Annotated in this window: 18 protein-coding genes and 1 pseudogene; 8 read left to right on the top strand and 11 right to left on the bottom strand. The window is 43.4% G+C overall.

Going from position 1 to position 22,053, the window contains the following annotated elements; translation table 11 throughout:
- Positions 1-28: 28 nt before the first annotated feature.
- Positions 29-2,854, bottom strand: coding sequence for an excinuclease ABC subunit UvrA (gene uvrA, locus C234_RS0106800; RefSeq protein WP_027325137.1), 2,826 nt, complete (start codon positions 2,852-2,854; stop codon positions 29-31).
- Between the two features lie 158 nt (positions 2,855-3,012).
- Between uvrA and C234_RS0106795 the strand changes: the two genes are divergently transcribed.
- Positions 3,013-4,773 carry a LysM peptidoglycan-binding domain-containing protein gene (locus tag C234_RS0106795; RefSeq protein WP_027325136.1) on the top strand — a complete coding sequence of 587 codons (1,761 nt, stop codon included), beginning with the start codon at positions 3,013-3,015 and terminating at the stop codon, positions 4,771-4,773.
- Positions 4,774-4,784: 11 nt separating this feature from the next.
- The gene (locus C234_RS0106790; RefSeq protein ID WP_027325135.1) at positions 4,785-5,504 is read left to right on the top strand and encodes a porin family protein; all 720 of its coding nucleotides are present in this window, start codon (positions 4,785-4,787) and stop codon (positions 5,502-5,504) included.
- 226 nt (positions 5,505-5,730) lie between these two features.
- Here C234_RS0106790 and C234_RS0106785 read toward each other — a convergent pair whose 3' ends face one another.
- The 5 genes from C234_RS0106785 to C234_RS0106765 form a co-directional block, all read right to left on the bottom strand.
- A complete protein-coding gene (locus C234_RS0106785; RefSeq protein ID WP_027325134.1) occupies positions 5,731-6,174 on the bottom strand; it encodes a DUF4293 domain-containing protein in 444 nt (147 codons plus the stop codon).
- 111 nt (positions 6,175-6,285) lie between these two features.
- On the bottom strand, positions 6,286-6,621 hold the full coding sequence (locus tag C234_RS0106780; protein WP_021644078.1) for a DNA-directed RNA polymerase subunit omega: 336 nt from the start codon (positions 6,619-6,621) through the stop codon (positions 6,286-6,288).
- Between the two features lie 15 nt (positions 6,622-6,636).
- Complete coding sequence (locus C234_RS0106775; protein ID WP_021644079.1) at positions 6,637-7,440, bottom strand: outer membrane protein assembly factor BamD; 804 nt, start codon at positions 7,438-7,440, stop codon at positions 6,637-6,639.
- Between the two features lie 134 nt (positions 7,441-7,574).
- Positions 7,575-8,000 (bottom strand): ACT domain protein, encoded by a 426-nt coding sequence (locus C234_RS0106770; RefSeq protein ID WP_021644080.1) that lies wholly within the window; start codon positions 7,998-8,000, stop codon positions 7,575-7,577.
- A gap of 33 nt (positions 8,001-8,033) precedes the next feature.
- Entirely contained in the window at positions 8,034-9,332 is a 1,299-nt protein-coding gene (locus C234_RS0106765) for a phenylacetate--CoA ligase family protein (RefSeq protein WP_027325133.1), read from the bottom strand.
- Between the two features lie 138 nt (positions 9,333-9,470).
- Between C234_RS0106765 and uvrB the strand changes: the two genes are divergently transcribed.
- From uvrB to C234_RS0106750, 3 genes are all read left to right on the top strand, one after another.
- Positions 9,471-11,504 carry an excinuclease ABC subunit UvrB gene (uvrB, locus tag C234_RS0106760; protein WP_027325132.1) on the top strand — a complete coding sequence of 678 codons (2,034 nt, stop codon included), beginning with the start codon at positions 9,471-9,473 and terminating at the stop codon, positions 11,502-11,504.
- Between the two features lie 213 nt (positions 11,505-11,717).
- Positions 11,718-12,194, top strand: a complete 477-nt coding sequence (locus C234_RS0106755; RefSeq protein WP_027325131.1) for an alanyl-tRNA editing protein — start codon at positions 11,718-11,720, stop codon at positions 12,192-12,194.
- Between the two features lie 179 nt (positions 12,195-12,373).
- Positions 12,374-12,802, top strand: coding sequence for an Hsp20/alpha crystallin family protein (locus C234_RS0106750; RefSeq protein WP_021644084.1), 429 nt, complete (start codon positions 12,374-12,376; stop codon positions 12,800-12,802).
- Positions 12,803-12,960: 158 nt separating this feature from the next.
- Here the strand turns inward: C234_RS0106750 and C234_RS0106745 are convergent, their stop codons facing one another.
- The 5 genes from C234_RS0106745 to C234_RS0106725 are packed head-to-tail and all read right to left on the bottom strand — an operon-like array spanning position 12,961 to position 18,902.
- Positions 12,961-14,076 (bottom strand): ABC transporter permease, encoded by a 1,116-nt coding sequence (locus C234_RS0106745; RefSeq protein ID WP_027325130.1) that lies wholly within the window; start codon positions 14,074-14,076, stop codon positions 12,961-12,963.
- A 33-nt stretch (positions 14,077-14,109) separates the two neighbouring features.
- Positions 14,110-15,213, bottom strand: coding sequence for an ABC transporter permease (locus C234_RS0106740; protein WP_027325129.1), 1,104 nt, complete (start codon positions 15,211-15,213; stop codon positions 14,110-14,112).
- Positions 15,214-15,216: 3 nt separating this feature from the next.
- Positions 15,217-16,686, bottom strand: a complete 1,470-nt coding sequence (locus C234_RS0106735) for an ATP-binding cassette domain-containing protein (RefSeq protein WP_027325128.1) — start codon at positions 16,684-16,686, stop codon at positions 15,217-15,219.
- A gap of 41 nt (positions 16,687-16,727) precedes the next feature.
- Positions 16,728-17,630, bottom strand: a complete 903-nt coding sequence (locus C234_RS0106730; protein ID WP_027325127.1) for an HlyD family secretion protein — start codon at positions 17,628-17,630, stop codon at positions 16,728-16,730.
- Positions 17,631-17,642: 12 nt separating this feature from the next.
- Positions 17,643-18,902: a TolC family protein gene (locus C234_RS0106725; RefSeq protein WP_027325126.1), complete on the bottom strand. Its 1,260-nt coding sequence runs from the start codon at positions 18,900-18,902 to the stop codon at positions 17,643-17,645.
- Between the two features lie 155 nt (positions 18,903-19,057).
- Between C234_RS0106725 and C234_RS0106720 the strand changes: the two genes are divergently transcribed.
- The 3 genes and pseudogenes from C234_RS0106720 to C234_RS17755 all read left to right on the top strand — a co-directional run.
- Positions 19,058-19,951 (top strand): helix-turn-helix domain-containing protein, encoded by an 894-nt coding sequence (locus tag C234_RS0106720; protein ID WP_027325125.1) that lies wholly within the window; start codon positions 19,058-19,060, stop codon positions 19,949-19,951.
- A gap of 113 nt (positions 19,952-20,064) precedes the next feature.
- On the top strand, positions 20,065-21,420 hold the full coding sequence (locus C234_RS0106715) for an MATE family efflux transporter (RefSeq protein WP_027325124.1): 1,356 nt from the start codon (positions 20,065-20,067) through the stop codon (positions 21,418-21,420).
- A 425-nt stretch (positions 21,421-21,845) separates the two neighbouring features.
- Positions 21,846-22,053: pseudogene (locus tag C234_RS17755) on the top strand (hypothetical protein); the annotation flags it as partial.

Here is a 22,053-nt window from a genome sequence, read left to right as displayed (position 1 = left end):
TTTCGTTGTTCGTATAATAGTTTTTTAATCAACCTCCAATCTCTTCCCTCAAAAACTTCGGGGTATATCCTTGCAAGCTTTTTGCCACTTCTTCCGGTGTTCCGAAACTTAATACTTCACCGCCGCCTTTTCCGCCTTCGGGTCCCATATCGATTAGATAGTCCGCCATTTTGATGACATCGAGGTTATGTTCGATTACAATCACCGTATTCCCTTTATCAACCAATTTATTAAGTACTCCCATCAGTACGCGGATGTCTTCAAAATGAAGTCCTGTAGTGGGCTCGTCGAGTATATAAAGCGTTTTGCCGGTATCTCTTTTTGCCAGCTCCGTTGCCAGTTTCACACGCTGGCTTTCTCCGCCGGAAAGCGTGGTAGACGATTGCCCGAGTTTGATATAACCCAATCCGACATCTTGCAGAACCTTTATTTTGTTCAGGATCTGCGGAACGTTCTCGAAGAACTCGACGGCACGGTTGATGGTCATATCGAGCACATCGGCTATCGATTTTCCTTTGAAACGTACTTCCAGCGTTTCTCGGTTGTAACGTTTGCCGTGACAAATCTCACAAGGCACGTAGACATCGGGAAGAAAATTCATTTCAATGGTTTTATATCCGTTTCCTGAACAGGCTTCGCAACGCCCTCCCGAAACATTGAAAGAGAAACGTCCCGGTTTATATCCGCGAATCTTCGCTTCGGGCAAGCCGACAAACAGGTTACGGATGTCGGAAAATACACCGGTATAGGTAGCGGGATTGGAGCGTGGAGTACGGCCTAAGGGCGATTGATCGACATTCACCACCTTGTCTATATGTTCTATACCTTCAATGGAGTCATACTCCAGCGGGTCTTGCAACGAACGGTAGAATTTCTGTGAAAGAATCGGCTGTAATGTTTCATTAACCAAGGTAGACTTTCCGCTGCCGGATACTCCGGTCACACAGATCAATCTGCCTAACGGGAATTCGACATCCACATTTTTCAGATTATTCCCTTTCGCCCCCTTTAGCCGTATTGCCAAGCCGTTTCCTTTTCTACGCTTGGTGGGAACCTCTATTTTCATCTTTCCGTTCAAGTATTGCGAAGTCATAGTATCTGTCTTCAGCATTTCTTGCGGAACACCGGCGAAAACAACTTCTCCTCCGAGTCGTCCGGCTTTAGGGCCCATGTCGATTATATAGTCGGCCGCCAACATCATATCTTTATCGTGCTCCACCACAATAACGGAGTTGCCTATATCGCGGAGTTCTTTCAAAGAATGAATCAACCGGAGGTTGTCGCGTTGGTGCAACCCGATGCTCGGTTCATCTAAAATATAGAGCACATTGACCAATTGTGAGCCGATTTGTGTCGCCAGTCGTATGCGCTGGCTTTCACCTCCGGAAAGACTTACGGAACTCCGGTTTAAAGCCAGATAATCCAACCCCACATCCAACAGAAATTTCAGGCGCGTGCGGATTTCTTTCAGTATTTCTGCGGCTATTTTCTTTTGTTTATCCGAGAGAAAAGCATCGACGTTCATCAACCAATCATACAATTCATTGATGTCCATATTCGCCAATTCGTTGATGTTCTTGTCGTGAATGCGGAAGTGCAACGCTTCTTTATTCAGGCGCGCTCCTTTGCATTCGGGACAAACAGTCGTCTTGGCAAATTGTTCCGCCCATTTTTGCGCCGTAGCCGAGGCATCTTTTTCTTGCAACATCTGGATATATTTCACAATGCCCTCATAGGTCACAAAATAATCGGAAGATGTCCCTATCAGCGAGTTCTTAATTTTAATACGTTCGTCCGATCCGTGTAATATTTCCTCAAGCGCATCTTCCGGAAGCTCTTTTACAGGAGTTTTCAATCCGGCGTCGTATTTTTCGAGCAAAGCGGCAATCTGCCAAAAGATCATTGTGTTTTTGTATTTTCCCAAGGGGGCTATCGCTCCTTCATGAATGGAAAGCTCCCGGTCGGGAATCACTTTATCTATATCGATTTGGTTGACTATGCCCAATCCTTTACATTTCGGACAGGCCCCTTGCGGAGAGTTGAAAGAAAAATTGTGCGGCGCAGGCTCGCGATAAGACAACCCTGTGACAGGACACATCAGACGTTTGCTGTAATGGCGGATGCTTTCGGTCTGAGCATCCAGAATCATCAGCAGACCGTCTCCCTGCCTCATGGCAGTTGCCACGCTCTGTTTCAAACGTTTATCATCCTTGTCGGCTACAACCAGTTTGTCGATTACAACCTCGATGTCGTGATTCTTATACCGGTCGACTTTCATGCCGTGCGTTATTTCACGCACATCCCCGTCTACACGGACATACAAGTAACCTTTTTTGCGTACCTGTTCGAACAACTCTTTGTAATGTCCCTTGCGCGAACGCACCAATGGAGCGAGTAAAAATATCTTTTTGCCTTTATAATCATTTAAAATCAGCTCGATGATTTGCTCTTCGGTGTATTTCACCATCTTTTCGCCCGACAAATAAGAATAAGCTATACCGGCGCGGGCAAAAAGCAGACGAAGATAATCGTATATCTCCGTCGTAGTGCCCACCGTAGAACGCGGGTTTTTATTCGTCGTTTTCTGTTCGATAGAGATCACCGGACTCAATCCCGTGATCTTATCCACATCGGGGCGTTCCAGATTTCCCAAAAAGTTGCGGGCGTACGCCGAAAAAGTTTCGATATAGCGACGCTGCCCTTCGGCGAATATCGTGTCGAATGCCAATGAAGACTTACCGCTGCCGCTTAATCCGGTTATCACCGTCAGACTGTCGCGAGGAATTTCCGCATCGATATTCTTCAAGTTGTGCACACGCGCCCCGTACACGTTGATATATTCCGTTTCCTGCATATTCTTTTCTTTCATAAATGCTGCAAAATTAATGTTTCCGCATGAAATATGCTCCTAAAAAAGCACAATATTATTTTCTTAACTCAAAACTTATGAAGATATAATACATTTATTCGTACCTTTGTTTCTTAATTTAAAGAACTAACCGTTATAAATTAATGAAACTAATCAGTCGAATATCCTTGCTTTTGCTAATTATAAGCATTTCATATACGATGGGGTATGCGCAGGAGAATCAATCTTACTTTTTGCATACCATCGAAAAAGGTCAGAGTTTATATTCCATATCCGGTATGTATAACGTCACTACAACCGACATCATCCGTTTGAATCCGGGATGTGAAGATAAAATATACGCCGGACAGACTATCAAAATTCCCAAAGGTAAGGAGATACAGCAAGGAGAAACGTTTCATACCATCCAAGCCGGAGAAACTCTGTATAAACTGACGACCGTATATGGCGTGTCGGCGAAGGTCATTTGCGATGCCAATCCGGGCTTAAGCGCCGAGAATTTCCGCATCGGGCAAGTCATACGTATCCCGCTGGAGAAAGATGCGGTCTCCGTTAAACAAGAGTTGCCGGCAAGTAAACCGATTAAAGGTCCGGTGCAGTCGAGATGCAAGGATATGCATAAGGTAAAACGTAAAGAAACGATTTTCAGTGTAAGCCGTCAATACGGAATCAGCGAAAAGGTGTTGATTGCCGCCAATCCGGAATTGAAAGAAGGAATGAAAAAAGGACAGTTTCTTTGTATTCCTTATCCGGGTGCTGCCTTGCTAAATCCCTCTCAATCGGAGAGTCAGCCTGCCACTCCTCCAAGCAATAGCGAGCTTTTCCGTGAAAATAGAGAAACTCCTCGGGAAATTTCCACCATAAAAGCGGCTGTTCTGCTACCTTTTCAGGAAGACAAGCGAATGGTGGAATATTACGAAGGTTTCCTGATGGCGATAGATAGCCTGAAACGCGCCGGAACTTCCGTAGATTTGTATGTATACGATTGCGGTAAAGAGAGTTCTTCGTTGAATGTGATTCTGGCCAAAGAAGAGATGAAAAGAATGGATGTCATATTCGGTCCTATGCATCAGCAGCAAATCAAGCCTTTGTCTGCTTTTGCCCAAAAGAATAATATCCGACTTGTGATTCCTTTCTCTTCCAGAGGACAAGAAGTTTTCAAAAATCCTCTCGTCTATCAGATCAATACGCCTCAATCTTATTTATATTCGGAGGTATACGAACATTTTACCCGTCAGTTTCCTAATGCTCACGTCATATTCATGGAAGCAGCCAATGATGACAAGGAAAAAGCCGATTTCATCAGCGGTATGAAGCAAGATTTGAAAAATAAAGGAGTAACGATGAGCTTTGTCAGTGAAAATGCCGATAAAAGCACGCTTAAAGCTGCCGTTCGTGAAAATAAGGAGAATATTTTCATACCGACATCAGGAAGCAATATCACACTCATAAAGATTCTTCCGCAGCTGACGTTGCTGGTTAGAGAAACTACGGAGCAAAACATACATTTGTTCGGCTATCCGGAATGGCAAACTTACACCCGCGACCATTTGGACAGCTTCTTTGAACTGGATGTGTATTTTTATTCGTCTTTCTATACCAATACTTTATTCCCTGCTGCCGTACAATTCACAAACGCTTATCATAAATGGTACAGTAAAGATTTAGCGAGCAAATATCCCAGTTACGGGATGCTTGGCTTCGATACGGCATTCTTTTTCCTGAAAGGTTTGACAAGGTATGGATCGGAATTGGAGAAAAATCTCGATAAAATGAATCTGACACCTATTCAAACAGGATTTAAATTTGAACGGGTGAATAATTGGGGAGGATTTATCAATAAAAAAGTATTCTTCATTCATTTCACCAGAAATTTTGAATTAGTAAAACTTGACTTCGAATAAGAAAGACGAGTATGATAAAAATGAAATCGCTTTTGATTGCCTTCATTCTAATGACGGTTCTCACACTTCCAAGTATTGCTCAGATAGGTGAACTTCGCCATAACTTTTCCGTGGGTGTAAACGGAGGTCTTAATTTAAACAAATGTTTCTTCACTCCTACCATCAAGCAAAAGACATTGTTGGGAATGACCGGTGGAGTTACCGCGCGTTATATTTCCGAGAAATATTTCTCGATGATTTGCGGCGCGCAGCTTGAAATAAACTTTTCGCAACGCGGATGGGATGAATTGTTTGAAACTGTAAATGAAAAAGGACAAACGGTAAAAGATGCTACACGGGGATATACACGCAAAATGAGCTACATCGACGTTCCTTTTCTTGCGCATCTGGCTTTCGGTCATGAAAAAGGATTGCAGTTTTTTATCCATGCGGGACCTCAGATTGGATTCTTGATCGGAGAATCGGAAGAAAAACAGAATATAGATATGAATACTCTGACCGATACTCAAAAAGCCGTATACGGAGGTAAGATCAACAATAAGTTCGACTATGGAATCGTCGGTGGCGGAGGTATAGAGCTTAAGACAAAGAAAGCCGGCAATCTGTTGCTCGAAGGGCGTTACTACTTTGCTTTATCCGATTTTTACAGCACTACCAAGAAAGATTACTTCTCCCGTGCTGCGCACGGGACAATCAGTGTGAAAATTACTTATCTGTTTGATTTGAAATAACGCCCGAATAAACCCGCCCCAACTAAGAATGCTCGAATTTCTCCGTGCATAAGTACCCAAAAGTATAAAAAACAGGCACGATAAAAAATAAATTAAAGAGGAACTGTCCGAAAGGTTAGCTTGAATACTCAATCAATATTATGAAAAGGTTGTGACAAAAAGAAAAATTATTTCTGATTACTTTTCGAACAGTCTCTCCTTTGTCAATAGATAAACGAACACGCATTTATCGTAGGCGATCTGCGGCTTTCACCATTACTTCATCGCGCCCGATGGCACGAATCGCCAAGATATTCAGAATAATCGAAACAAGCGGGAGACAGAGAGCCCATCCGATGCGAAACATGCCGGCATTATCTTTTAATGCGGTATAAAAAGCAAAAAAGGCAATATAATAACCTACCAACAACAAAGAGTTGAAAATAGTCATGCGAATTTGGAGCATACGGTTCTTATATAGAAAAATAGTCCCCAAGGCTATGATACCGCTAAGCGCCAAAATACCGAATAAGCCCCAAGTCGATTGAAAAGAATCATGCATATCTACTCCCAGAGGTTTAAAGGCATGCTCCCCCATCGTATCTGTAAAATATCCCATAGGCAGACACATCGCCGCAATTAGCGCTCCTGTGACGATTAATAGATAAACTGTTTGAATTCGTTGAATCATAATTTATATATGAATAAGTAAAGTTAAACAATAATAGCCAAGCAATAAGGAGCGGAATAAGCATTCCTCCTACTTACTTGACTATTTCCATTTTTTGTCAAAAACAATAAGTTATTGAAGTTTTTCTTTCTCTTTCGCCGGATTTCTATAATAGATTTTCCCTTCAATATATTCCTGGGTGGCAATCAACGTAGGTTTCGGCAATTTTTCGTAATAACGGGAGATTTCGATTTGCTCTCTGTTTTCAAACACTTCTTCCATATTATCCGAGTAGGAAGCAAATTCTGCCAATTTCTTTGACAAATCGCTTTTTATCTCGACGCTGATTTGGTTGGCCCGTTTACCTATAATGGCAACACTTTCATATACATTCCCGGTATCAGCACAGAGATCCATCATATCACGGGTTACCGTCGTTGTGGGAGCATTTGTTTTTTTGTAATCCATAAATCTATAATAAAATTAGTCTTTAGTTACTTTTTTCGATTCTCTGAAAATTTTTTCAGCCTCTTTCAGGTATTTGCTTTCAGGAAACTCATTTTTGAAAGCGTAATATTCGTCTATTGTTTCGCGATAGCGATCAAGCTTCTTGGATTCTACGCTATTGACCGCCATTTCATAGCGGGCACGGAGGATCAAAATAGAAAGTTCTTCGCGATAATCGGTGTAAGGATAATCTTTCAACGCATTTTGGGCAGTAATGATAGACGATTCATAGTTATTACCCATGTAATTACCCAAATTGTAATATAAACGCGCAGAATAAAGTTCTTTCAACACCAATTTATCCTGTAAGGCGAAAATCATATTTTGCGCTTCCAGCTTTTTGCTGCTTCCCGGAAAATATTCCATAAACATCTGCAATTGCTGAATGGCCTGATAAGTGCTTGTTTGATCGAGCCGCGGTTCGGGAGTATCCAAGAATAGCGATTTCCCCGCATGGAAACGAGCCAATTCGGTATAAGTACCTCGCGGATAAGTAGTGTAATAAGTGATAAATGTTTGAGCAGCAGTTTGATAATCCTTTTGATTGTAGTAACACATTCCCAACATATACAGCGATTCTTCTGCTTTGTCTGTTCCTTTCAGAATAGTAATCAATTCGTTAAGCAGAGTAGCCGACCGATTGTACTGTCCTTTCGCGAAATAATTTTTGGCAGCTTCGTACTTATATTCATAATCAGTGCTTTTCAGCAATTTATTATACTCTCCGCAGGAAGTCAGAGCGGCTGCTGCAAGCAAAACTATAAGGATATTCTTCTTCATTCTATTAAAAAATAATGCGCAAAGTTACTTATTCGTCGGGAATTAACCAATTAATCTACCTTTTTTAATACATAAAAGGCGTTAAACGACGAAAGAAATGGACCGATAAAGCAAAACATAGATCACAAAGCAAGCTATAATTTGTACAAATCGCTTGCCGCCAGCAGGTCTACTTTCTTCTCTTTCAGCACGGCAATACATTTCTCCAGATTACTCGGGCGGATCACTACATTCGCTACATGATTGCTCGCAAACGAATACATGTATTCTATGAAAACACCTTCAGCTGAAAGATATTTCAACACTTTGGCCAAAGCACCGGGAATATTCGGGCAACTAATGCCAATCACATCGGTTATATTTACCGCAAAATTGTTCTCTTTTAAAGCTTTGTATGCCTTATCCGGATCGGATACTATTCCCCGTAAAATGCCGAAATCGGCATTTTCGGCAATACACAGCGCGGAAAGATTGATGTTTTCTTTTGCCAACACCTCGGTTACTTCCGTCAGCCTTCCCGATTTATTTTCCAGGAAAATAGAAAGTTGTTTTGCTACCATGATCTTAAACTATTTAGATTTTATTTCTCACATTTAAAGTCTCCTATTATCTATTATCCGTTGGGCTTTTCCGGTACTGCGTTCGATGCTTCGAGGTTCCACAAATTTCACCTTTACTCCCAATCCTAACACGCTTTGCAAACGATCGCTCAGTTTCTTCTTCAGCGCAAGCATTTTATTGATTTCGTCCGAATAAAAATCGGGACGTATCTCTACACGCAGTTCCATTGTATCCGTATTGTTTTCTCTGTCTACTATTAATAAATAGTGCGGTTCAAACTCTTCCATCTCTAGAATTACCGATTCGAACTGGGTGGGAAAAACATTCACTCCCCGAACAATCAACATATCGTCGCTGCGTGCTAAAATTCGGTTCATGCGTACCAAAGTCCGCCCACAAGAACATTTTTCATAATTCAGAGAAGTTAAATCCCGTGTCCTGTAGCGCAATAACGGCATGCCTTCCTTGCTGAGATGAGTAAAAACCAGTTCGCCTGTTTCTCCGGGACCAACCGGTTGTAAAGTGTCCGGATCTATAATCTCAGGAAAAAAATAATCTTCGTTCAAATGAGCGCCTTCCTGACATTCGCATTCATATCCCACTCCGGGACCGGCTATTTCACTAAGTCCATATAAGTCGTATGCTTTGATTCCAAGTTTATCTTCAATTTCACGGCGCATGTTCTCCGTCCACGGTTCCGCGCCGAAAATTCCGATTTTCAGTTTGAAGTCGTCGCGGGGCAACTTCGACTCTTTGATAGCGTCTGCCAGATAAAGAGCATACGAAGGCGTACAGCAAAGTACCGTGGCACCGAAATCATGCATCAAAGTTATTTGCTTTTTCGTGTTGCCACTGGACATGGGAATCACTGAGGCTCCGATATTTTCGGCGCCTGAGTGTGCGCCCAGCCCACCTGTAAACAATCCGTATCCGTAAGAAATCTGAAAAACATCCGAGCGATCGGCCCCATAAGCCGTATAAGCTCGCGAAAGGCATTCCATCCACGATGATAAGTCCTTGCGGGTATACCCCACTACCGTAGGCTTTCCCGTCGTACCGGAAGAAGCGTGTATACGAACAATTTGACTCATCGGTACGGCACAAAGACCAAACGGATAATTCTCTCTCAAATCATGTTTTGTAGTAAAGGGAAGTTTTGTGATGTCGTCAATCGATTGTATGTCATCCGGGGTCAATCCCATTTCGTGCATCTTTCTCCGATAAAAAGGAGTGTTGTGATATACATATTCTACAATCTTCCTGAGACGTATGTCCTGAATTTTACGAAGACTTTCACGATCCATGCATTCAATCGCTTCATTCCAAATCATGTTTTCCGGTGTATTTTATTAGTGGTACAAAATTATTTTCTGACATGAATATCTTGCAAAGTAAAGGATTTATTTGGATAAATGATTTGTTATATCGATTATTTTACCGAATATTGTCCTTCTTTTCAACGATTGACTATGAATTTTGAATTGACATCAGCCTATGAACCTACCGGTGATCAGCCCGAAGCGATAGCCCAACTGACGGAAGGAATACGTCAAGGTATTCCCGGACAGACATTGTTGGGCGTTACCGGTTCCGGAAAGACATTTACCATTGCCAACGTTGTTGCCAATATTAATAAGCCGACGTTGATTTTAAGCCACAATAAGACATTGGCAGCGCAACTGTACAGTGAATTTAAAGGTTTCTTTCCGAATAATGCGGTAGAATACTATGTTTCGTACTATGATTACTATCAGCCGGAAGCGTACTTGCCGAGTACCGATACATATATAGAGAAAGATCTTGCCATCAACGACGAGATTGACAAATTGCGGCTCGCCGCTACTTCGGCCCTGCTTTCCGGGCGAAAGGATGTGGTGGTCGTTTCTTCGGTTTCCTGTATCTACGGTATGGGAAACCCTGCCGACTTCTATAATAATGTCATTGAAATCGAATGCGGGCGTATGCTCGACCGGAATGTTTTTCTGCGTCGGTTAGTAGATAGCTTGTATACACGAAACGATATAGACCTGAATCGGGGAAATTTCCGTGTGAAAGGAGATACGGTGGATATCTATCTGGCATATTCCGACCATTTGCTTCGGGTGACTTTTTGGGGTGACGAGATTGACGGCATCGAGGAGGTAGATCCCGTAAGCGGTGTTACCGTCGCTCCTTTTCAGGCATATAAAATATATCCCGCCAATCTTTTCATGACAACGAAAGAAGCGACCCTTCGCGCCATTCGTCAGATTGAAGATGATTTGACCAAACAGGTAGCCTATTTCAGGTCCATCGGCAAGGAATATGAAGCGAAACGGCTGTACGAACGTGTCACGTACGATATGGAAATGATTCGGGAGTTGGGACATTGCTCGGGCATTGAAAATTATTCGCGCTATTTCGACGGGCGCGAAGCGGGAACCCGTCCGTATTGCCTGCTCGATTTTTTTCCTGACGACTTTCTGATCGTTATCGACGAGAGCCATGTGAGTGTTCCGCAGATACGCGCCATGTACGGAGGAGACCGCGCCCGCAAAACGAATCTTGTGGAGTATGGGTTTCGATTGCCTGCGGCGATGGACAATCGTCCGCTGAAGTTCGAAGAGTTCGAGGCAATGGCCAAACAAGTGATTTACGTCAGCGCCACGCCGGCGGAATATGAATTGGCACAATCGGAAGGAATTATTGTTGAACAGGTTATCCGTCCGACCGGATTGCTCGACCCTGTCATAGATGTACGTCCGAGTATGAATCAAATAGACGATTTGATGGAGGAAATTCAACTCCGGATCGAAAAAGAAGAACGGGTACTCGTCACCACACTGACCAAACGCATGGCCGAAGAACTCACCGAATATCTTTTGAATCACGGCGTGCGATGCAACTATATCCATAGTGATGTGGACACACTGGAGCGCGTGAAGATCATGGATAGTCTTCGTCAGGGAATTTACGATGTATTGATCGGTGTGAATCTGCTGCGTGAAGGGCTCGACTTGCCCGAAGTTTCTCTTGTCGCCATTTTAGACGCCGACAAAGAAGGCTTCCTCCGATCGCACCGATCGTTGACGCAAACTGCCGGACGTGCCGCGCGTAATGTAAACGGGAAAGTCATCATGTATGCCGATAAGATAACCGAGAGTATGCAGCTGACCATCGACGAGACCAACCGCCGGCGCGAGAAACAATTGGCGTACAACGAAGCCAACGGTATTACTCCGCAACAAATTAAAAAGGCACGTAATCTGGCTGTATTCGCACATACGGATGCGGAATCCGGCGAGCTTCCCAAAGAGAAACGTGCTTATGTCGAACCCGCCGCACCGAATATCGCTGCCGATCCGATCGTACAATACATGAATAAGGCGCAAATGGAAAAAAGTATTGAGCGTACCCGCAAGCTGATGCAGGAAGCGGCTAAGAAATTGGAGTTCATCGAAGCGGCGCAATATCGCGACGAATTGTTGAAACTGGAAGATCTGATGAAAGAAAAATGGGGATAAATTATTAATAAACATAGAACAACACCTCATCCCTCTTAATATATGTTATAAAACACATTATTTTGCTTGTATAGTTTGCGGTTTTCGGAAAAGTGCCTACATTTGTAATGTGTTTTTCATAGTATTAGATTTAAGGTTAACAAAGGTTGGAGTACAGCGGTACTCCTTTTTTTATGCCCATACTACATGTGGCATATACTAAGATAAAATCATATGGAGCAAAAAACAATTCTAAACGGTCATAATAAACAAGAGTATCCTCCCATGCATACGGCAGAACATCTGTTGAATGCAACTATGGTACGGACTTTCGGATGTCCGCGTTCACGGAACGCCCATATCGAAAGAAAGAAAAGCAAATGCGATTACCTGCTTCCTTCCTGCCCTACTCCCGAACAGATACAGAACATCGAGGACAGCGTGAATGAAGCAATCAAGAGAAACTTACCGGTTAATACGGAGTTTGTGACATATGATGAAGCCAAAGAGTTGGTCGATTTAAGCAAATTGCCTGCCGATGCCTGCCGGATGCTGCGCATCGTGCGGATTGGAAATTATGACGCCTGCGCTTGCATTGGGTTGCACGTGGAAAACACCTCCGAGATTGGAACTTTCAAAATTATCAGTTATGACTATAATGAAGACGAGAAGACACTTCGGATAAGATTTAAACTTATTGGCAATAAATAGATAAACAAACGTCTTTCTTGTCTAAAACGAACGAAAACGTACATTTTGTCATGTTTCGAGCAATCTTTTTCATACGAAGATGACAAATAGTCAATCTGTTACGATAAAACACTGCCGGCACATATTTTGCATCTCTTTTAATGGAAAGAATGTTTAACTAAAAGATAGGAGAGTAAATTATGATGCCTGTAAGAAAAAATCAAGGTTGGTTACCAAGTATCTTTAATGATTTCTTTGATAACGATTGGATGGTGAGAGCCAATGCAACCGCGCCCGCTATCAATGTATTCGAAACAGAAAAAGAGTATAAGGTCGAATTGGCTGCTCCCGGCATGACGAAAGAAGACTTCAATGTTTGCATTGATGAGGAGAGCAACCTCGTCATTACTATGGAAAAAAAGGTGGAAAACAAGGAAGAGGAGAAAGACGGTCGCTATTTGCGTCGCGAGTTCTCATATTCAAAGTTCCAACAGACTATGATTCTGCCCGATAATGTAGATAAGGAGAATATTTCTGCCGTTGTAGAAAATGGAGTGTTGAACATCCAATTGCCGAAACTCTCGGAAGAAGCTGTGAAGAAAGCAGAAAAGCGAATCGAAGTAAAATAAAAGCGTAACCAATAAGAAGTAGAGGGACAAGGAGCATTTTAAAAATGCATCTTTGTCCCTCTTTCTTTAGCTATGAACTCATGTGCTTTATTAAAAAATTTACATGCCGACAATGATACGTCCCGTTTATATTGGGATATCGAATTGTCCCAAAATATTTATCCGTTCTTCCGGTAGCTCATGATCGCCCATATATTAAATCCTGCTGCGAAGAATAGTAATATAATCAATTGAGGTATTAATTCGGATATTCCGCTTCCACGTAAATACACCATCCGCATCACTTCCATAAAGTATTTCAGAGGATTGAATACCGTTATCATTTGTGCCCATTCAGGCATACTGCTTACAGGGGTAAACAATCCGCTCATCAATACCAGAATCAAAAGGAAGAACCACATAACAAACATGGATTGCTGCAATGTGTTCGAATAATTAGAGATGATAAGTCCGAATCCGGACATCGCGAATACGAAAATAAGGGAAAAGAAGTAAATAGTTATAAAGTTACCCACAGGAACAATTCCATAGAACAGCCATGCCAGTCCGAAACTGATGGTAAGCACAACAAAACCTACCAGCCAATAAGGCAACAGCTTGGCCAGGATAAAAGTGAACTTCGACACGGGCGTAACATTGATCTGCTCAATTGTTCCAATCTCTTTTTCATTGACGACATTCAATGCCGGCAGAAAACCGCAGATCAAACTCAGCAGCATAACCATCAATGCCGGAACCATATAGAGTTTGTAATTCAAATGCGGATTAAACAATGATTGTGTATCTACCCGTATCGAAGGAAAAGAGGCGAAATCCATATAGCTTTCCGGATGGTTCAATCCTTTTCCCGAGGCATATTCATGGATGATAGAGGCCAGATAAGAGCTGCCGATTCCTCCTTTCATCCCATTCACTGCATTGGCTGCTATCAGAATAGAGGTTTCTTTACCGTTCATCCAGTCTCGTTCTAAATTTCGGGGTATCTCCATGACTATATCCGCCGCTCCCGCTTCAATATGCTGCAAACCTTTTGTATATGAAGAAGGCAGTTCTGTCAAGCGGAAATAAGCAGAAGCCGCAATCTTGTCCGTTAACTGCCGCGAAAAGGCGGAGCAATCATGATCTACGATGTTCAGCCGGATATTTTTTATTTCCAAAGTTACAGCCCACGGCATCAACAACATACTCATGCAAGGAAAAAGCAGAATCAGCCTCGGCAGAAACGTGTTGCGAAACAGCTGCTTGAACTCTTTTTCTATAAGAAACTTAATCATAGCTTATCTCTCTTCGAATATAGATACACTTCATCATTCCAAGCGATACTTGAAATTCCTTATACTTATAGTAATCAATATACCTGCCATCACCAGTAAGACTACGATTTCCCTATATATTTCCATCACCGATACCCCTTGAATCATCAACTTCCGTATGGCTTCGATATACCAACGTGCAGGAAGTATGTTCGCAATGACCTGGAGCACACAAGGCATGCTTTCTATTGGAAAAATCATTCCGGACAAAACCATTGTGGGCATCATCAATACCAGTCCTGAAGCGAGCATTGCCGCCACTTGAGTGCGTGTAACCGATGAAATGAGCAATCCCAGTGACAAAGAGACGAAAATAAAGAGCAAGGATATCATGACGAGCGCCAATAAACTGCCGGCTACCGGCACTTCCAACACAAACACAGAAAGCAACAATATCGTCAGCAGATTGATAAATGACAATGTAAAATAAGGTATGGCTTTCGCTATGATAATAAACAACGGACGGATGGGAGAAACCAATAAGACTTCCATAGTACCCGTTTCTTTTTCGCGTACGATAGAAATGGAGGTCATCATTGCACAAATCAGCATCAGAATCAATCCCATTACACCCGGAACAAAATTGTAGGCACTTTTCATTTGAGGATTGTACAGCAATTTGATATTCGGAGTCAATCGTGGCATCGTCAAATCCGGAGGTAGTATTTCTTGTTGCACTGCTGCCACAACACCTGCCGCATAGTTTGTTTGGGCTGTCGACATATTTGGGTCGGTCGCATCTGTTACAAACTGCAATCTCGCATCTCCTGTATATAAGCCTTCGGCAAAATTCGGTCCAAAGACCACAGCCATATCTATACACCCGGTCAGAAAAGCAGTTTCCATTTCCTGCGGAGAATGCATTTTCTCCGTTATGTTAAAATACTCCGAAGCCTTCAGCCGTTCTATAATCTTTTGAGTCGCGACATCGTTCGAAGGATCAAGCACTGCCATTCGCACGTTTTTCACCTCCGTACGGATAGCAAAACCGAACAATATGATTTGTACGATCGGCATCCCCAGCAATATCAGCATAGTTCGCCGATCGCGAAATATGTGATGAAACTCTTTTTTCACAAAAGCCATAAACTGCTTCATAATTCAATCTGCTTTTCGTACCGCATGACGGGCCAGTTGTTGAAAAACATCATCCATTGTATCTGCGCCGAACTGCTTCTTCAGATTGGCAGGCGTATCGAGTGCTTTGATTTCCCCATCGACCATAATAGATATCCGGTCGCAATATTCGGCTTCATCCATATAATGCGTAGTAACGAATACTGTGATTCCCCGATCGGCAGCCTGATAAATCAGCTCCCAAAACTGACGTCGGGTAGCAGGGTCTACACCTCCTGTAGGCTCGTCTAGGAAAACGATTTTTGGTTCGTGGAATATCGATACCGAGAAAGCCAGCTTTTGCTTCCAGCCCAACGGCAGACTTTTCACAACAACATTCCGTTCTGCCCGAAAGCCCAGATATTCCAACATCTCATCGGTTTTCCGTTTTATTTCCATATCGCTCATTCCGTATATTCCACCGAAAAGACGAATATTCTCCCATACTTTCAAGTCTTCATACAACGAAAACTTCTGGCTCATATAGCCGATATGTTTTTTCACTTCTTCCGTTTGCCGGTAAATATCAAAACCGGCAACTTTACCGACACCTGAAGTCGGACGACTTAAGCCGCAAAGCATGCGCATGGCAGTTGTCTTTCCTGCACCATTTGCTCCCAAGAAACCAAAAATCTCGCCTTTGTTTACCTGGAAAGAAATATGGTTTACGGCCGTAAACTCGCCAAAACGTTTCGTCAGTCGCTCCACTTCAATTGCAGGAGCGGTATTACACTTAATATCTGTTCGATCTAACGGTGGCGGACAAAGGATAGCGGAAAACTGCCGGAGCACATGTTCGGGCGTATCGATGCCTTCAATTTCTCCATGATTGATAAAAGCTATCCGGTCGCATTGCCGGGCCTCGTTCATAATGGGAGTAGACACGATGATGGTAATGCCCGTTTCACGGAGATAATGAAGCGTTTGCCAAAACTCTTTGCGAGATACCGGATCGATTCCCGTAGTCGGTTCATCCAGAAAGAGAATTTTCGGTTTATGAATCAGCACGCAGCTTAACGCCAACTTCTGTTTCATTCCGCCCGACAAGGCTCCTGCCCTTCTTTTTTTAAAAGGTTCTATCTGCTCATAAATGTTTTTAATCAGTTGATAATTCTCCTGAACCGAAGTGTGGAAGAGGGTTGCGAAGAATTCAATATTCTCCTCCACCGTCAAGTCTTGATAGAGCGAAAAACGTCCGGGCATATATCCTATTCGTGTACGGATTTTTTTATAGTCTTTTACTGTGTCGCATCCATCTACTTCCACTACTCCGCAATCTGCAAGCAACAATGTGGTGAGAATGCGGAACAAGGTGCTCTTACCGGCTCCGTCCGGACCGATTAGTCCGAATATTTCTCCGCGTTTCACCGAGAACGAAACATTTTTCAACGCTTCTAACTCTCCGTATCTCTTGCAGACATCCCTGACAACTACTATTGTTTCTTTTTTATCCATACCATCAAAACTCTGCGTTTGACTCTTTGTCTTATTCCCGTTCACCGGAACACTACTCCCCCATACATTCCAATTTTTAACTCTCCGTCGTTTTTTACCGCTATTTTTACGGCATATACAAGGTTGGCACGTTCATTTTTTGTCAAGATGGTTTTGGGAGTAAACTCCGCTCTGTCGGAAATCCACGTAACTGTGCCGGGATAAGCTTTTTGACGCGAGCCACCATAATCGGCATACACGTTCACACTGTCATTCAACGCTACTTGCGACAATTGTTCCGAAGTGATATAGGCCCGCAGATACATATGATCTATTTCTGCTATTTTAAACAGTGGTCTTCCGGTGGCAGCCAATTCTCCGGCTTCCGCATACTTTGTCAAAACTGTTCCTCCCACAGGTACGCGGATGTGGCATTTTTCAAGTAAATCTGCCGCCTGCGCTACCTGAATAGCCGCAGAATTTCCTTGTTCCGTCAGGCTGTTCACATTCTTTCTCAGCGTAGACTCATGTGCAGCAAGCTGCTTTTCGAGCAATTCGACTTGGGCATTCCGGTCATCCAACTGCTTATGAGTGGCAGCACCTGCCGCCAACAGATTCTCCACTCGCTCTTTCTCGTGGCGGGCGGTAGAAATTTGCTGCTTGATGGCGGCAATCTGTTTAGGCAAGTCGGGGAGTTGATTTTCCACCGATTTCATTCCCGCTTCGAGTTGCAGCTTCTTAAGATAGATTTGCACTGTGTCTATCAAGCCGACCTCTTCACCCGCTTGCAGCCGGGCTCCTTCTTCCACATCCAAGCGGAGCAATCGACCGGTAACTTCGGCGGAAACAACTATTTCCGTAGCCTCGAATGTTCCGGTGGCGTCATAATCCGGTGTTTTATTGCCGCAAGCAAAGAACATTAAAAATGCCGTTCCCCGGATTCCGGCTTTTAAGGTTTGTTTCATAATCCGAAAATATTAATGGTTGGTCGTATGTTTTAATTCATAAATAGCCATAAGCCATTGGATTTCGTGCAATGCTTTCGTTTGCCGGGCAAGGCTTTCGGCAGTCAACTCGCGTAATAACTCCGTTACCGTGAGTGTACCGTTAGCTACTTTGGCTTCAGCCGACCGCCGGATATTACCGCGCAGGCGGATGATCTCATCATCATCTTGCATTTGTTGTTCCAGCGAACGGATTGCCTGCCGCTGTTGTACCATTTGCAAGCGGGTGTTGAAAAGAAAAACATCCCGGCTGTTGTCTATCTGCCGATATCTGTCCGATATCAGTTTGCGGTCGTTTTTCAACGTATACAGGCTTCCGAAATTCCAGACGAATCGGAGCCCTGCCACGTAAAATGGAGAAAATTTGTTTTTCAGCATGTTCAGTCCGGGGTTTCCGTAAGCGCCTTGCGCAAAAAGGCTTAAATGCGGAAGATGTCTTATGTTCAACGCTTTTTCCTGTACATGGATTCCGTTTTTCTGAGCATCGAACCACAAAAGTTCCGGCCGGTAAATTTCTTCCGTGTCCGAAAAAGGTTTTACAAGTACCGGCTTCTCTAAAACCGTTTCGGGCAATAGCTCCTCTCCTACGAACAGCGACAACATTTTCAAATAAGCCGCACGCAAAGTCGAAAGCTCCATTTGTTTTTGGCGTGTGTTCAGCAGTTCCACGCTCACGGCATCCAGATCGGACCGGTTGGCAATACCGTATTTTCGATAGGCTGTTATCTGCTGTTCGTTCCTTTTCAACTCTTCTTGCAATAAGATGTTCTGTTTCAACTGTTCGTCCAACAACAAAATGCCGAAGAAAAGGCGGTTTATCCGGCTATTCAAAGCATACATTTCCACATTTACATTTTGCCGTTCTATCTCGGCCTCTGCTGCCGCCTGCTTCTTCTGTATCCGTATTTTCCCGCTGTCCCAAACATTCTGTTGCAACTCCAGCATCACGAGGTACTGGTCTTTCGGAATTCCTTTCATGTCGATATTCGGAATCTTCAGCGGCAGTTCCGTAACGTCACTTTGATAAGTTGCCTTGGCCGAAAAAGCGAATTGGGGCAAATACCCCTTCGACGCATTCTCTATATTGTATGCTTTTGCCCTTTCTATCAAACTGTACCGGCGTACCAACGGATAGTGTTCCTGCGCTTTGCGCCTGCATTCGTCCAAAGTTGTTTGGGCATACGTTCCGGCAACGGGTAGCCAAAGAAAAAAACTGAACATGATTTCTTTCATATATCTTCAATTAGTTTTTTACAATGCAAAGGTAAGTGTTCCCGATGCACAACCATATTCCGATAGTTGGCAGAAATGCTCTATTAGTTCGAGAAAAAGATATAATCCCTTAAATAGCTGCTATTTTATTATCTTTGCAGGAAAGAACAGGAAGCATGAAACAAAAAGAACCTTTGGATTTAAGTCTTCGTTTATTTGAAGAGATGCAAATGCCCCAGCATGGTCAAACACATTTCATCAACTCTGATTTCGGTTTTATCAAAAACCTTAACCAGACGAAAACCTTTCTCACTGACGGACAACTCTATCGCATTATAGGAGCGCGTATTATTCTGGTGCGACAAGGCTCGGCTCATGTTTCTCTCAATCTGTTGGAACATCAGCCTCAATCCAATCATTTGTTTCTCGTGCCGCCAGACTCTATCGCCCAATTAATTAAAGTCTCACCGGACTTCAAAGCGCAGATGATTGCCTTTAACGGTGATTTCCTTCTCAGAACAGATGGAGAAAACTTTTCTGAATTATTTTTTCAGCAGTATCCCCAATCTTTGTTGTTATTGACAGCCGAAGAATGGATACTTATCCAAGACTTCTTTACATTAATATGGAATATTGTCCGGAATAAAGAGTTTCACAAAGAGGTTGTTCAACATCTCTTGGAAGGATTGTTGCATCATATCGAACACATTGCCCGTCCTCAAAATCAATCGGGCAGCAATTGCATGACACGGCGGGAAGAAATATTCCGGCGCTTCATCTCTTTGGCTAATGCCCATAGCCGTACGGAGCGCAACGTTGCTTTTTATGCAGACAAGCTATGCCTGACTCCGCGCTATCTGAACACCGTTATCCGGCAGACCAGCGGGCAGACAGTGATGGAGTGGATAAACCGTTCCGTCACGCTCAAGGCCAAAGTATTGCTGAAACACAGCAACTATGTGATTTATCAGGTTTCGGATGAACTGAATTTCCCAAACCCTTCCTTTTTCTGCAAATTCTTTAAGCGGATGACCGGAATGACACCGTTGGAATACCGGAAGTCAAAATAAGACATAAAGTGTGATCCGCTCTATTCCTGCTTGCCGGAATAACGGAATAAGTAATAGTAAAAACCGGATTTTTATGTATCTTTGCAAACTTTTTCACAATAGAAATTATTTGTATGCAAGGAATCAAGAATCTGACGCACGGTCCTATCAATCGACAACTCTTTAATCTGGCCATGCCCATCATGGCTACATCGTTCATTCAAATGGCGTATAGCCTTACGGACATGGCTTGGGTAGGAAGAATAGGCAGCGAGGCTGTAGCCGCCATCGGTTCCGTCAGTCTTCTGGCATGGATGTCGGGGTCGATTTCACTTTTAAATAAAGTCGGTTCGGAAGTAAGTGTGGGGCAATCTATCGGGGCGCAGAATCAGGACGACGCCCGGCAATTCGCTTCTCATAATATTACGCTTGCATTAATTATTTCCCTTTGTTTGGGCAGCCTGCTGTTCATATTCGCCCGCCCCATCATCAGCATTTACGAGCTGGAAGCTCCTATCAGCGCCGCCGCTGTGAAGTATCTGCGGATTATCTCCACAGGATTGCCCTTTGTCTTTCTTTCCGCAGCTTTCACCGGTATTTACAATGCGGCGGGACGAAGCAAAGTTCCTTTTTATATCAGCAGCGCGGGACTGGTATTGAATATGCTTCTCGACCCTTTGCTGATTTTCGGGCTCAAGCTGGGAACAAACGGAGCCGCTTATGCCACATGGATTTCGGAAGCTACTGTGTTGTTGATCTTCATCTATCAGCTTCGCGTCAGGGATGTGCTATTGGGACGATTCCCCTTTTTTACCGCTCTCAAAAAGAAATACGCTCATCGTATTTTCAAATTGGGTTTCCCCGTTGCCGCATTAAATACTCTTTTTGCTTTCGTGAATATGTTTCTTTGCCGCACGGCGTCCGAGCAAGGCGGGCATATAGGGCTGATGACGTTCACTACCGGAGGACAGATTGAAGCGATTACGTGGAATACTTCTCAAGGCTTTTCCACCGCCCTCAGTGCCTTCATTGCTCAAAACTACGCCGGGGGAAGAACAGACCGCGTGCTTAAAGCCTGGCAGACAACCCTGTGGATGACGGGTATTCTCGGCACATTCTGTACATTCTTGTTCGTATGCTACGGCAGCGAAGTCTTCTCAATCTTCGTGCCGGAGCGAGCCGCTTACGAAGCGGGCGGAGTTTTTCTCCGCATAGACGGTTATTCGCAATTGTTCATGATGCTCGAGATTACAATGCAGGGAGTGTTTTACGGTCTCGGGCGTACCGTTCCTCCGGCTATTGTCAGCATCGGATGCAATTATATGCGGATTCCGCTCGCTATTCTGTTCGTAAACATGGGAATGGGTGTGGAAGGAATCTGGTGGGCGGTCTGTGTCACCACCATTGCCAAAGGATTGATTCTGTTGGGGTGGTTTATGATTATCCGGAAAAAATATTTAATACCGCACATGGCGTCTCGCCAATCGTGACGAAACGCTTCGTTGCTTCCGGAAAAGAATCCTTCATTGTTTATAGGCGCGATATGCGACCGGGCGGATTTACGTCATATCTTTTCTTAAAAATAAAGACGTAGGAAAAGTTTCCTTTGGCTCTCTCCCACCCGGCTTTTGAAGCCTGGCAGAAGCAATGTGTCGATAAAGCCACATTACGCTGTTTTTTGGCCGAAAATGGGGTAATATTCCTCGTTCGTAAAGATGTTTAGGCAGCTCTTTTATTTGATTTTCAGAAGATTATCAGTTTAACAATCGAATCATACAGCCTACGGAAAGGTTATTTTGAAAACGACAAAAAGCCAAAATGCCACTATGACTGTTTTACAAACGTAAGCCTCCGGTAAACCACGTATTTTCTGCAATCTCTTCGACCAGTATCTTTGTGCCCAAAAATAAAACTTATGATGACACGAGAAGAAGTTGCAGAAATTATTATGTACTGCAAGGAACACAAAGTAACTTATAAATCAAGGCTGGCGGAACTCAATATCCCTGTCTGGAGATTTTATGACAGCAAGTCCCGTTATGCAGAAGAACAGTCCTGCGTCAATACTTCCAAAGGCGATTTTATAGAACTGGGACAAAGCGGCACATTTATTCCTGTCCCGT

Source organism: Bacteroides pyogenes DSM 20611 = JCM 6294 (genome assembly GCF_000428105.1).
Classification (GTDB): Bacteria; Bacteroidota; Bacteroidia; order Bacteroidales; family Bacteroidaceae; genus Bacteroides; species Bacteroides pyogenes.
The sequence above is the reverse complement of the archived record's forward strand: the minus strand, read 5'-3'. Positions and strand labels throughout refer to the sequence as shown.